The following is a 13,309-nucleotide window of genomic DNA, read 5'->3' on the forward strand; positions in this document are numbered from 1 at the left end:
ACGGCCGGCAGGCCCCCTTGCCGGCTCTCCAACTACGCACTTTCGCGCATCACCACTTCGAATCCGACGTCGATCCGCCGTTGCGACGGAGTTTCGCCACGCATGAGGCTCAACAGCATCTGCCCGGCCAGCTTGCCAATTTCGCCACGAATGGTTCGCACCGTCGTCAGAGCCGGATGCATCCAGGCGGCCGCTGGCAGGTCGTTGAAGCCTGCGATCGCCAGTCGTTGCGGGACGGCAAGCTGCAGCTGACGCGCACGGAACAGCGCGCCCAGCGCCAAATCGTCATTGTTGAAGAAAATCGCATCGATCTGAGGATGCTGCGCCAGCAGTCGGTCCAGCAATTGCGCGCCCAAACCAATGGAGGAAACCTCAGGCGTCAGCAATTCCAACGCGGCGGCGTAGCGCGACGCGTCGCGCATGGCCTGCCGATACCCTTCGGCGCGTTGCAGCGTGCGGGGGTCGAGCTGAGCGGCAGCGAAAGCGATATTGCGGTAGCCGCGTTCGAGCAGCTTGCGGGTCATTTCCGCACCCGCCTCGTACTGTGAGAAGCCGACGCAGTAGTCTTCCTCCGCATCACTCAGCTCCATCAGGGTAACGATCGGGCTGTTGTAACTGCCGAGCACTTCGCGCGCGGCGTCACTGCGTTCGAATCCGGTGACCAACAGTCCGGCCGGCTGATGCGCCAGATAGGCGCGTAGCAGACGCTCATCTTCTTCGGGGTGGTAATGGCTGACACCGATCATCAGCTCATAGCCAGCCGGCATCAGCACACGCTGAATGGCCTCGACCGTATCGACGAACACCGCGTTCGATAGCGATGGGATGATCACCGCGACCAGATTCGACCGGGCGCTGGCAAGGTTGCGCGCGGCGGTATGCGGCACGTAACCCAGTGTCTTGACCGCTGCCATCACGCGCTCGCGCAAGGCGTCCGACACCCGTTCGGGTTGCGACAGCGCACGTGAGGCGGACATCAGCGAACAGCCTGCGCTGCGGGCAACATCGGAGAGCGTGGCCCGTTCCAGAGAACGACGACGGCGAGAACTCATAGCGGCATCCAGCGACCAAGGACGGGAATTCTATAACGGGACGGCGCCCCCGCAGGGGCGCGGCCGCTCACTTCGGCGCTTTGGCAATTTCCGCCTGGACTTCGTTGAACAAGGGCTCGCCCACCGTGTCGACCACGGTCTGAATCGCTGGCTTGGCCTTCTCGCGCATGCGCTGAATCTCTTCAGGGCTGACCTTGTTGATTTCCATGCCCTGCTCCTTGATTTTGGCCAAGGCTTCTTGCGCTTCGGCACGGGTGTCCGCACGCTCCGAATCGCGTGATTTCTTCGCGGCGTCCATGATGATCTTCTGCTCGGTCTCGGACAGGCCATCCCACCAGCGCTTGGACGCCGTGACGATCCATGGGCTGTAGACGTGATTGGTCACGCTCAGATACTTCTGCACTTCGTAGAATTTCGAAGAGAGGATGGTGTTGTAGGGGTTTTCCTGGCCGTCGACCGCCTTGGTTTCCAGCGCCGTAAACAGCTCAGAGAACGGCAGAGGCACCGCATTGGCGCCCATTTGTTTGAAGGTGTCAATGAACACCGGGTTAGGCATCACGCGCAACTTGATGCCGTTGAAGTCTTCCATCTTCTCGACCGGGCGCACGTTGTTGGTCAGGTTACGAAAGCCGTTCTCCCAGTAAACGAGGCCGACCAGGCCCTTGGCTTCCAGCGCATCCATGACCTTCTGACCCACGGGGCCGTCCAGCACGTAGTCCGCCTGCTTTTCACTTTCAAACAGGAAAGGTGTATCCCACACGGCCATTTCCTTGGCGATACCAACCAGGGTCGCCGTCGAGCCGACCATCATTTCCTGCGCCCCGCCCATCAGCGCGTTCTGCATTTGATCGTCCGAGCCCAAACTGGCGGAGCCGAAGGTGCGGACCTTGAGCTTGTTGTCCGACGCCTTGGCGATCTCTTCGGCGAGTACCTTGGCCGCGCGCCCCTGGTTACTGTCTTCATTGAGACCGTAGCCGAAGCGGATCATCCGCGGACGGATATCGTCGGCCGCCTGTGCGGTAACAGCGCTGATGGCACTGCCAAGGGTGGTAGCGGCCAGGGCCGCGATCAGAAAACGTTTCATGCTGACGTACCTTTTGTTGTTGTGGAGGATTGGGTGAAGCGATTGTTGTTTTGACCGATTACCTGAGCCACTGCAGCGGCACGGTGATGATCGACGGCACCGCGACCAGCAGTGCGACGATAACGAGGTAAATGGCGAAGAACGGAGTCACACCACGGACCAGGGTTTCCATGCGTAGCCGCCCGATTCCGCCGACGACGTTGAGCACCGTACCGACTGGTGGTGTAATCAAGCCGATCGAGCCGATCAGCACGAACATCACGCCGAAATACACAGGATCGATGCCCGCCTTGACCGCAATGGGCGCAAGTACCGGACCGAGAATCAGGATCGTCGGGGTCAGGTCGAGCACCATGCCGATCGCGATCATCAGCACCATGATGGCAACCATGAGCAGTTTCGGATCCTCGGCCAAAGGCCCGAGCATGGCGGCAATCTCGTCTGGCAACTGGGCGAGCGTAATCATGTAGGCGGAAACGATCGCGGCTGCGCAAAGGAACATGACCGAAGCCGTGGTGCGGCTGGCGCGGGTCAGCACTTCTATCACTCCGCTCCAGCTCAGCTCGCGGTACAGCAGCGTCGACACCAGCAACGCATAGACCGCAGCCACAACAGCCGCTTCGGTAGGCGTGAACAGGCCAAAACGCAAGCCACCGACAATGATCACCGGCAGCATCAACGCAGCCGAACCATCGACCAGAGCCTTGCGGCGCTCAGCTCCGCTGGCCTTCGCCTGTGGTGGCTCTTCGATCTTGCGCGCGATCAGGGTCCAGGCAATCACCAGCCCGGCGCCCATGATCAAGCCCGGCACCATACCGGCGAGAAACAGCTGGCTGATCGAGGTGTTGGTCACCACGCCGTAGATCACGAACGGCATCGACGGTGGAATGATCGGCGCAATGATGCCGCCGGCCGCCACCAAGCCCGAGGACGAGCTCAACGGATAACCACGCTCGCGCATCATCGGCAACAGCAGCGTCGCCAGCGCGGCGGTGTCCGCCAACGCCGAGCCGGACATGCTCGCCAGCAGCACCGACGCGGCGATCGCCACGTAGCCGAGACCACCACGCTTATGGCCGAAATAAGCCTGCGCCATGTTGATGATGCGCCGGGAAATACCGCCGGCGTTCATCAGTTCGCCCGCGAGGATGAAGAACGGCACGGCCAGCAGCGGGAAGCTGTCAGCCCCGGCCTGCAGATTCTGCGCGAGCAGCTGCACATCCCAGAAATCCAGATACCACATCAGCACCGCGCCAGTGAGGATCAGCGCGAAGGCGATCGGCATACCGAACGCCATGAAGCCAAATAATGACGAGAGAAAGACGACGACAGTCATGTACGGACCTCGGGTGGGCGTCTGCCCTTGTTGTTATCAGGAAATCAATCGGCCGTTACATTGGCTTCGGCGATATGCGCGGGCGGTTGTCGACGCCAGACGTTGATCAGCTGGAGCAAGGCCAGCACCGTCAGCGCGACCATGCTAGCGGCGACCGGAACCATGGCGATCGCCAGCGGATAACCCACTACCGGGCTATTGATGTTCCAGCCGAACTGCATTTGGTGCCAGCCGCCCAGGGCGGCCATGCCGCTGGCGACGGCCACCATGATCCAGCTGATCGAATCCACGACACGGCGAAACAGCAAGGGAAAGCGGTCCCGGATCATGCTGAAGGCCATCAGCTCGCCTCGCCGCATGCTAGACGCGACGCCGACGAAAACCAGCCAGACGAAGGCCAGCCGGGACAGCTCTTCGGCACCGGTCCAGCCAGTGCCAAAGGCGTAGCGCAACACCACGCTGCTGAATACCACGATAACCATGAAGGCCAGCAACGCGGCCATCAGCCAGTCGGTAATGCGATCGAAGCCCTGGGCGACTCGTCCACTATAGATTGGCGGGCTAGTCAGCTCGGCACCTCGCACCGTCGACGTGTTAGCGCTATCAAGCGGAGCCGCCGAAAGCCCCTCACGCTCGCTGATCTCCAGACCCAGGCCTTGCTGCATCCAGCCAACGATTGCCTCCAGCACCCGCTCACGCGGCTGGCTGGCGTCAACTACAAGTACGCCCGGCTCACCTTCCGGTGATTCGAGAGTGGCGAACTGGCTGTCCACCAGCGAAATAGGCATGAAGTGCCCGGCACGCCCGCCAACACGCTGCACGGCGATGTCGTAGTCGATGGCTAGGTGAGCGAAACGCAGGCCGGGAACGGCATGGCGCAGCAAGTCACGATAGCGGCACTTGAGGGCGGAACAGGCCAGAACGAAACCAACGTCGTCATCAATGGCGCGCTGCATCTCGACCGTCAGCTTCTGCAACCACTCGACACGGTCAGCGTCCGACAGCGGTGTGCCGGCACGCATGCGTGCCACGTTTTCTTCGGGATGGAAATGGTCGGCTTCGATATGTCGAAAACCCAGTGCTTCGGCGACGGCGTGGCTGGTATCGGTCTTGCCCGAACCGCTGACGCCCATCACCACCAACGCTCGACAGGTCGCAGGAAAATCGCTGTTGGAGTGGGAATCCACTATCGGCTCTCCAGCAGCATCGAAGTGCTGCGTTATGATTGTTGAGCAGAATGGTAGCGCTAACATGAAGCACCCATAACTACCGTTCGTCGGGTCAGGTGGCGGACGAACGGTCGGCCTTGGGCGATGCTGCTTCGGTTTTGCATCTGCCCTGACTACAATCGCCGCCGCACGCAAGGAGAAACGCAATGCCCAAAGCCATGGCCCGCCATATTCTGGTGAAGACCGAAGCCGAAGCTGCACAGCTGAAAAAGCGCATAGCCGGCGGCGAGGCCTTCGATGTGCTAGCGAGGAAGTATTCGACTTGCCCGTCGGGCAAGAAAGGTGGCGATCTGGGCGAGGTGCGACCAGGACAGATGGTCCGAAGCATCGATCAGATCATCTTCAAGAAAGCACTGGGCGAGATACATGGCCCAGTAAAAAGCCAGTTCGGTTATCACTTGGTGCAAGTGTTCTACCGCGACTAAACGGTGCCTGCCCCGGCTGTGCCGAATCGCTGCAGTTGCATTTCCCGTAGCCGGCTCAGGGTGCGACGAAACGCGAACGATAGATATCCCTGGGTGTACAGCGCCTCCAGCGGCACGCGGGCCTCCAGATACAGCGGCACACCGCGGTCGTAACACTCATCCACCAGCGCAATAAAACGTCTGACCGCATCGTCGCGCGGGGCCAACCTCGGTAACTCTCGATCCCCCGCCTCTACCTGCGCCGCAGCATCTTCGGTACCCCGAGCAATGCGCCCTTCCCTCTGCTCGCTGCCGAGCTTCGGAATTTCACTGATCAGAATCGCAGAGAAGCGGTCGCACAGCTCGATGAAATCCAAAGCCGAAAACGGCTGCTCACAGAGATCGGCAAAACGACACCAGATCACCGATCCGCTATTGCGTACGGTCTGCACCGGACGATGGCCAACGGTCACCACATTTGTATTGGAATCCTCGCCGCCCGCCAGCTCATCGAATACGGACCACAGCGCGCTGACGCTATCTGGCATGGTTAACCAATAGCGCTGTAGCGCGGCGCCTGGTCGCTGTCGGTGGTCCGCGCCGCCATCCACTTCGATTACGTTCATGTGCCGCTCGATGGCATCGATAGCCGGCACGAATCGCTCCCGGTTGAAGCCATCGGCGTATAGCTGGCCAGGCGGCTGATTGGAGGTGGCGACGATGACCACCCCGTGCTCGAACATGACCTGAAACAGGCGTCCAAGGATGATCGCATCGCCGATATCGCCAACGAACAGCTCATCGAAGCACAGTACACGCACTTCCTGGCTTAGTTCTTTGGCCAGTACCTGCAGTGGATCAGCCGTGCCGTTGAGCTGGAACAACCGGATATGCACCCAGCGCATGAAATGGTGAAAATGCTGCCGGCGTGACGGTACTCGCAAGCTGCGGTGAAACATGTTCATCAGCCAGGTTTTGCCACGTCCCACCGGCCCCCATAGATAGACGCCGCGCGGCGTCTCCATGGCAATGCCGTGCAAGGCGTCGTGGCAGTGCTGCAGCAAGGCAACGGCGCGCAGCTGAGCAGCGTCACTGACAAAGCCTTGATCGACGATGGTCTGCTGGTACAGGGCAAGCGGGGAGCTGAGTTCCATGAAAAAACAGGCGATGATGATATGTATCGCGATGGTAACTCAGGCACATCTGAATCGCAGGACAAGCCAGCCGATGACTACGGTCGGAGCTAATCGCCCATCAGGCTGTTGGCTTGCTTGCGTACCTGCTCAAGCAGTTCGAGCTGCGCTGCGGACGCCGCTTCCTGGGTTCTCTCCAGCGCATAGAGCGGTACGGGGATCAGCGGCTCCAAGGGGCGTGCCAGTACCCGCTGCCCGTCCCCTGCCTGCGCGGTCAAAGGATCAACCAGGGCCAACCCTTGCCCGGCAGCAACAAGCGTGCGTGCCAGTTGGTACGTCTGTACCCAGGTATCGATGCGCGGCGGCGGATCGAGCGCTTCCAGATGGCCGCGCAGCAGACCGCCGAGCGCATCATGCGTATCCAGACCGATCAGCGGGGCATCGGCCAGTTGCTCCAACCGAAAGGGATGCGAAAGCGTTTCGTCTGACCACCAGCCGACCGGAGCGATCACCATCATCTGTCCCTGCGCGAGGAGCTGGCTGCTCAGACCCGGATGTTCCACCGCCTGCAAAGTCAGCCCTAGATCGGCCTCGCGCAATAACAAGGCCTGGATGATCTCAGCGGTGTGCTGGGTGGCCAGGTGGCATTGCGTACTGGTGAATCGCGTACGCCAAAGGCGCAGCGCCTCGGGCACCAGCGCTTGCGCTAATGCAGGCGTGCAGATCAGTCGCAACGCACGCTCCTCGCCCCGACCGAGATTGCCAGCCAGCCGCCGGAGATTCTGCAGATCGGCCGCGAGCCGCTCCGTTTCCTGCTGCAAGATCCGCGCTTCGGCGCTCGGTTGGAGCTTGCCCCGCACCCGATTGAACAGCGCAAAACCGAGCTGCTGCTCGGCATGTTTGAGAATTTTGCTCGCCGCTGGCTGGGATATGTGCAGTAGCTGCGCGGCGGCAGTCAGGCTGCCCGTCTGCAAGATGGCCTGGAACAATTCGATGTGGCGAAGGCGCATGCGCAATCCTCTGATCTGAGTGCCGAAGCATAACCATAACCCCAGGTTATGACTTACCTTCATCCTTTCATTGGCCGCTTCGCTCCCGCTGATTCTAGGCTGCTGTCATCAAATGTCTGGGAGCGGCACGATGCAAATCGCGGTAATCGGTGGCGGTGTCATTGGGCTGACCACGGCCTATGCACTGGTGCGCCAGGGCCATCAGGTCGAACTGGTCGAAAAGCGCGATCAGGTGGCGATGGAGACCAGCTTCGCCAATGGCGGCCAGCTTAGCTACCGCTACGTATCGCCGCTGGCCGATGCAGGCGTTCCCATGCAGGCGCTGGGCTGGATGCTGCGTGGCAACGATGCGCCCCTGCGGTTCCGGCCGAAAATCAGCAGACAGCAGTGGCGCTGGTGTCTGCGCTTCTTGCTCGCCTGCCGGCGCTCCACCAATCGGCGCAACGCACAGCACCTGCTACGCCTCGCCCTGCACAGCCAGCAGGTATTGCGCAGCTGGCGGGAAGAAGACGGCCTCAGTGACTTCGGTTGGCGCGCCAATGGCAAGCTGGTGATCTATCGCAGCCGAACCAGTTTCGAAAAGTCAGCTGCCGGGCTCGATACAAGCGCAGGCCAATTAGTGCTTAATGGCCCGCGGTGCATCGAAATCGAGCCGGCGCTGCTGCCCTTATCCGGTGAGCTGCACGGCGGCATCTATTCGCCTGGCGACGAAGTCGCCGATTGCCTCTTGTTCTGCCGACGGCTACTCGAACGGCTGGAACGATCGCCGAACTTTCGCTTGCACTGTGGATGGGAAGTCGGGGCGCTGCACAAGGAGAACGGCCGGATTCGCTCGCTGAATGTCGGTGGCAAGCGGCTGGAGCTGGACCACTTGGTAATCGCCGCCGGCACCGCCAGCGTCGCACTGCTGCGGCCGTTGGGGATCGAATTGCCGATTTATCCACTCAAGGGCTACAGCCTGACGCTGCCGTTGAGCAGTCACATCGGCATTCCGGAAACCAACGTGACCGACTACGACAATAAGGTGGTGTATGCACGCTTGGGTGACCAGTTGCGGGTGGCCGCGATGGTCGATATCGGTGGCTGGGATGCCAGTCTCGATCAGGGTCGGATCGCCATGTTGCAGCGCCTCGCCAGCGAAACCTTTCCCGCCGCAGGAGACTACCGTACGGCGGCTCAATGGGCGGGGTTACGTCCAGCGACCCCGGAGGGAACACCGCTGCTCGGTGCCGCTGCAATCGACAATCTCTGGCTCAACGTGGGTCATGGCAGCCTCGGTTTCACCCTGGCGTGTGGCAGCGCCGATCTGCTTTGCGACCTGATTGGCGATCGACGTCCGGCCGTTGCTCTGGACGGCCTCACCCTTGCTTCCTGACCACGCACCCAAGAGGAATTCGCATGACTTTGCAACGTATCCGCAGTAATGAACGTATGTCCGCAGCCGTCACGTTCGCCGACCTGGTTTTTCTGGCTGGCCAAGTACCCGATAACCGCAGCGAGAACGCGGATGGGCAGACCCGGCAGGTGCTGGCGAAGATAGACAACTTGCTTGCCGAGGCCGGCTCCGATCGCTCCAAGATCCTCAGTGCGCAGATCTGGCTGAAGGACATCGAAGCCGACTTCGCAGCGATGAATGCAGTGTGGAGCGAATGGCTGCCGGCCGAATGCGCGCCGGCGCGAGCGACCGTGGAAGCCCGCCTCGCCTCAGCAGACGTGCTCGTGGAAATCATGGTGATCGCCGCCAGCGCCTGATCCGCTAGCACCGGTTCATGCTCTATCGCGATCGCTGAGATGATGCCGTGGTCGTCACGGACGATACGGTGGCAAACCCAACCAATAAAAACATGAGAGGGACTCACGATGAATAAGAAGATCCGTATCGGTTTGCTCGGCTGCGTACTTGCCGGGTCCCTGGGTGCGAATACCGGCATGGCCCAGGAGCGTTTCGTCACTATCGGTACCGGTGGCCAGACCGGGGTCTATTACACGGCGGGTCAGTCGGTGTGCCGCTTTCTCAACCGCGCCGAAGTGCAGCCAGCGATCAAGTGCAACGCGCCGTCTACCGCCGGTAGTGTGACCAACATCATGTCGCTGCAAAACGGCGAATATGAATTCGGCTTCATTCAGTCCGACCATCAGCATAAAGCCCTAAACGGGCTCGCCCCTTTCGACAAGGACGTCCCTATCAAGGAACTGCGAGCCGTATTCTCATTGCAGACCGAGATTCTCACTGTGGTCGCTCGAAGCGATAGTGGTATCGAGTCGTTCGATGACCTCAAGGGCAAGCGAGTGAACATTGGGGTACCGGGATCTGGTAGCCGCGATACGTTCGAAGAGGTTATGAAGGCCAAAGGCTGGACCAACGCCGACTTCGCCCTGGCCAGCGAACTCAAGCCAGCAGAGATGGCCTCGGCACTCGGCGATAACAACCTCGACGCGATTACCTATGTAGTCGGACATCCCAGCGGGGCGATTCAGGAAGCACTGACCAACGTTAAAGCCAGGCTGATTCCGGTCGATGGTGCGCAGATCGACACCTTTCTAAAGGGCGCCGATTACTACACCGCAGCCGAGATTCCCGCCGGGCTCTACCCAGGCGTAGATGCAGCCGTCCCCTCGATCGGCGGCAAGGCGGTGCTGGCGACAACCGCGAATACCGACCCGGAAATCGTTTATCAGCTGGTTAAGGCCGTGTTTGACAACCTTGAGCGCTTCAAACGCCTGCACCCGGCGTTTGCCGACTTGGACGGCAAGGACATGATCCACGTCGGCCTCACCGCGCCATTGCATGAGGGCGCTGAGCGGTTCTATAAGGAGAAAGGCTGGCTCTGAAGCTGTTGCGCCGCCCCTAGGGCGGCGCCTCCACGGTGTCTGTAACCAAACAAGCGAGCCGCTTGTCGGCAGCCGCCAACCTGTCATTAAATTGTCGCAACCTCAGCCTAGCGTCACAGTTCCGTCGATTACCTATGGAGCTGCGTCGTGACTGACGATAATCAAAACATCATGTTCGGCAATGGCGATGAACTGCCGAGCAACCGCTCAAACAACTGCCATATTCAGGATGTCGTCAGTGCGGGTCGACGCAAGGTTCTGGCAGGCGGTGCGGCGCTTGGGGCGTTGGCCTTTTTAGGTGGTTTGCCTGCCATCGCGGGCGCAGCCGAACCTGCAGGCGCAGCCAACAAGTTGCCCTTTCAGCGACGTACCCGCCTCCCGTTCGGCGCCGTAAACGTCACCAGAGCGGACACTGTCACGGTCCCATCCGGCTTTTCTACACAGGTGTTCATTCCTTGGGGCACGCCTATTTGCGGAAGCTATCCGGCGTATCTGGAAGACGGCAGCAACAGCGCGGAACATCAAGCGCAACAGACCGGAATGCACCACGACGGGATGCACTTCTTCCCGATGGACGCAAAGTTCAAAGGACGCAAGAGTGACCATGGCCTGCTCGCACTGAATCACGAATATATAGATCCGCCGTTGCTGCATCGAAACGGGCCCACTGTCGTGGGCGACAGACGCGTCGATGCCGATGAGGTCCGAAAGGAGATCAACGCCCACGGCGTATCGATCGTAGAAATCCGTCGCAATGCCCGCGGTGAGTGGGCTGTACTGCCATCCGCCCGCAACCGACGCATCACCGGCGCGACACCGATGCGGATCGAAGGCCCCGCCCGCGGTCATGACCTGATGAAAACCCGCTATAGCCCAAGCGGCACCTCCACTCGTGGGACCCTGAACAATTGCGCAAATGGTTACACACCTTGGGGAACCTATCTGACCTGCGAGGAAAACTGGGCGGGCTATTTCGCGACTCGCGACGCAGAGCTTCCTCGGCACCTGCAGCGCTACGGACTCCGCTCGACGAGCCGTTACGGCTGGGAAACCATTCAAGGTGATGAGTTCCAGCGCTTCGATGCCACCATAACAGCCGAAGACGCCCGTGCCGACTATCGCAACGAACCCAATACATTTGGCTGGATCGTCGAGATCGACCCGTTCGATCCTGACTCCACACCGGTAAAGCACACCGCGCTGGGCCGTTTTGCCCATGAAGGACTGGTGTTCGCACCCGTCAAGCCGGGTTGGCCAGTGGTCTGCTATTCGGGAGACGACTCGCAAAACGAGTACATCTATAAATACGTCAGCCGCGACAAGTACCGTCCAATGCGCGGCGATAGCCGCCTTCTCGATGAAGGCACTCTGTACGTCGCTCGTTTCAATCCGGATGGCAGCGGCGATTGGTTACCGCTGGACATCGACGACGCAGGTTTTCAACAGGCGTGTGCCAACGCTGGCGTCGAATTCGCCGATCAGGGCGATGTAATGATCAATACTCGAGTCGCAGCGGACATTGTCGGAGCGACCAAAATGGATCGCCCGGAATGGGGCGCGGTGCATCCTGATACGGGCGAAGTGTATTTCACACTGACCAACAACAGCGCTCGACAGGAGGCCGACGCAGCCAATCCCCGAGCACCGAACCCTTACGGACATATCATCCGCTGGCGCGAGGTTGGACGAAATCACATCGGTACCCAATTCCGATGGGACCTTTATCTACTTGCCGGGCCACAGAACGACAGTCTCGACCCGCGTGGCAAATCACTGGACGAAGCGAGCATCCTGGCCAGCCCGGACGGCCTCTGGTTCGACGATGAGGGACGTCTCTGGATCCAGACTGACATGAGCGGCAGCCAGCTGAGCGGTGGTCCTTTTGGCAACAACCAAATGCTGGTGTCGGACCCCAGGACGGGTGAGACCAAGAGATTCCTGGTTGGGCCAAGAGGAGCCGAGGTGACAGGCATTACAGCCACTCCCGACTTCCGCACCCTGTTCGTCAATATTCAGCACCCTGGAGAAGGTTCGACCTCCACCGAATACACCAGCGCCTGGCCCGATGGTCCAGGACGTAGGCCCCGTTCTGCTACGGTAATCATCACTCGTGACGATGGCGGACGAGTGCTTTGATCCCGAGGTGCGCCCGGTACGACCGGGCGCGCCTAAGCTAACGGTTTGGATTCGGGGGCGGTAAACAACCCCCACGTGGACATGAACAGCGCAGCAATGAGCGGGCCGATCACGAAGCCATTAAGGCCGAACAGAGCGAGCCCGCCCAGCGTCGAGATCAACACCAAGTAGTCGGGCATCTTGGTGTCCTTCCCTACCAGAATCGGCCGAAGGATGTTATCCACCAAGCCAATCACCAAAACACCGTACAGGGTGAGAATTACACTCTGTACGACCATTCCCTTCATAAGGAAGTAAATTGCGACTGGCGTCCATATCAATCCTGCACCGACCGCTGGCAGCAATGACAAGAACGCCATGAGTACGCCCCAGAGCAACGCAGCAGGAATACCCAACACAGCGAAAATCACACCGCCAAGAAATCCTTGAGTGGCCGCTACGACGATATTTCCTTTAACCGTTGCCCTGACCACGCGCGTGAACTTGCTGAACAATCTACGTTTTTGATTATCGCTCAAAGGCAGCGCTCGCCGGATCATTGCTACCAGTTCTCGCCCGTCTCGAATGAGGAAGAACAGCAGGTATAGCATCACAAAAAAGCTGATCAGAAACTGGAAGGTTCCTTGGCCAAAACTAAATGCCTTGGTAGCCAGAAACTGACTCCCTTCCAGCGCCCCGCTTGCAAGCCGCTCGCGTATTTGGTCCATATCACCAAGGCCAAACCTCTGCAACTGCAGCTGAAACGATGTGGGCAACAGTTCTTTTGCGCCACCTACGAAGCTGCCTATATCGAGTTCACCGCTTTCGATCTGTTTATAAAGCGAAGTGCCCTCTTGAACCAGCAGGCCGGCAATCAGGATAACTGGAAGAATCGCAACGACCAGACATACCGACAAGGTAATCAGTGCAGTCAAATTTCGCCTATTACCAAGACGGCTGTATAGGCGACGCTGGAGGGGCGCAAAAATGATGGCAAGGATGACGGCCCAGAATACTGCCCCGTAGAACGGGAAGAGTATCCAGCAGAACGCAAGGGTTACGATGAGCAACAGAGCAAGAAAAACTTTCTGCTCAAGAGTTGAGTTCACAATCT

General features: G+C 59.8%; 12 protein-coding genes. 5 read left to right on the plus strand and 7 right to left on the minus strand.

What is annotated here, in order from left to right:
- Positions 1-32: 32 nt before the first annotated feature.
- The 4 genes from ACL0K2_RS03200 to ACL0K2_RS03215 all read right to left on the minus strand — a co-directional run bounded on the left by ACL0K2_RS03200 (position 33) and on the right by ACL0K2_RS03215 (position 4,605).
- On the minus strand, positions 33-1,052 hold the full coding sequence (locus ACL0K2_RS03200; RefSeq protein WP_239610293.1) for a LacI family DNA-binding transcriptional regulator: 1,020 nt from the start codon (positions 1,050-1,052) through the stop codon (positions 33-35).
- Between the two features lie 67 nt (positions 1,053-1,119).
- Positions 1,120-2,136: a TRAP transporter substrate-binding protein gene (locus tag ACL0K2_RS03205; RefSeq protein WP_045162408.1), complete on the minus strand. Its 1,017-nt coding sequence runs from the start codon at positions 2,134-2,136 to the stop codon at positions 1,120-1,122.
- Between the two features lie 58 nt (positions 2,137-2,194).
- Positions 2,195-3,472, minus strand: coding sequence for a TRAP transporter large permease (locus ACL0K2_RS03210; protein WP_045162409.1), 1,278 nt, complete (start codon positions 3,470-3,472; stop codon positions 2,195-2,197).
- A gap of 44 nt (positions 3,473-3,516) precedes the next feature.
- On the minus strand, positions 3,517-4,605 hold the full coding sequence (locus tag ACL0K2_RS03215; RefSeq protein WP_413044429.1) for a gluconokinase, GntK/IdnK-type: 1,089 nt from the start codon (positions 4,603-4,605) through the stop codon (positions 3,517-3,519).
- A 242-nt stretch (positions 4,606-4,847) separates the two neighbouring features.
- Here ACL0K2_RS03215 and ACL0K2_RS03220 point away from each other — a divergent pair, with 242 nt between their 5' ends.
- Complete coding sequence (locus ACL0K2_RS03220) at positions 4,848-5,126, plus strand: peptidylprolyl isomerase (RefSeq protein ID WP_045162410.1); 279 nt, start codon at positions 4,848-4,850, stop codon at positions 5,124-5,126.
- Here the strand turns inward: ACL0K2_RS03220 and zapE are convergent.
- Together zapE and ACL0K2_RS03230 are read right to left on the minus strand one after the other, a co-directional pair.
- Positions 5,123-6,259, minus strand: coding sequence for a cell division protein ZapE (gene zapE / locus ACL0K2_RS03225; RefSeq protein WP_413043761.1), 1,137 nt, complete (start codon positions 6,257-6,259; stop codon positions 5,123-5,125). The two genes, ACL0K2_RS03220 and zapE, sit on opposite strands and share 4 nt — an antisense overlap.
- Before the next feature lie 89 nt (positions 6,260-6,348).
- A complete protein-coding gene (locus ACL0K2_RS03230) occupies positions 6,349-7,248 on the minus strand; it encodes a LysR family transcriptional regulator (protein ID WP_413043762.1) in 900 nt (299 codons plus the stop codon).
- Positions 7,249-7,378: 130 nt separating this feature from the next.
- On the opposite strand from ACL0K2_RS03230, the gene ACL0K2_RS03235 reads away from it, so the two are divergent.
- From ACL0K2_RS03235 to ACL0K2_RS03250, 4 genes are all read left to right on the plus strand, one after another.
- The gene (locus tag ACL0K2_RS03235) at positions 7,379-8,623 is read left to right on the plus strand and encodes a D-amino acid dehydrogenase (RefSeq protein ID WP_413043763.1); all 1,245 of its coding nucleotides are present in this window, start codon (positions 7,379-7,381) and stop codon (positions 8,621-8,623) included.
- 23 nt (positions 8,624-8,646) lie between these two features.
- On the plus strand, positions 8,647-9,000 hold the full coding sequence (locus ACL0K2_RS03240; RefSeq protein WP_413043764.1) for a RidA family protein: 354 nt from the start codon (positions 8,647-8,649) through the stop codon (positions 8,998-9,000).
- A gap of 108 nt (positions 9,001-9,108) precedes the next feature.
- Positions 9,109-10,080 carry a TAXI family TRAP transporter solute-binding subunit gene (locus ACL0K2_RS03245; RefSeq protein ID WP_413043765.1) on the plus strand — a complete coding sequence of 324 codons (972 nt, stop codon included), beginning with the start codon at positions 9,109-9,111 and terminating at the stop codon, positions 10,078-10,080.
- Positions 10,081-10,251: 171 nt separating this feature from the next.
- Positions 10,252-12,216 carry a PhoX family protein gene (locus ACL0K2_RS03250; protein ID WP_413043766.1) on the plus strand — a complete coding sequence of 655 codons (1,965 nt, stop codon included), beginning with the start codon at positions 10,252-10,254 and terminating at the stop codon, positions 12,214-12,216.
- A 32-nt stretch (positions 12,217-12,248) separates the two neighbouring features.
- On the opposite strand, the gene ACL0K2_RS03255 is transcribed toward ACL0K2_RS03250, so the two are convergent.
- Positions 12,249-13,307 carry an AI-2E family transporter gene (locus ACL0K2_RS03255; protein ID WP_045162417.1) on the minus strand — a complete coding sequence of 353 codons (1,059 nt, stop codon included), beginning with the start codon at positions 13,305-13,307 and terminating at the stop codon, positions 12,249-12,251.
- Positions 13,308-13,309: the final 2 nt, after the last annotated feature.

Origin of the sequence: Pseudomonas sp. YJ42 (assembly GCF_047225135.1) — a bacterium.
Classification (GTDB): domain Bacteria; phylum Pseudomonadota; class Gammaproteobacteria; order Pseudomonadales; family Pseudomonadaceae; genus Stutzerimonas; species Stutzerimonas stutzeri_E.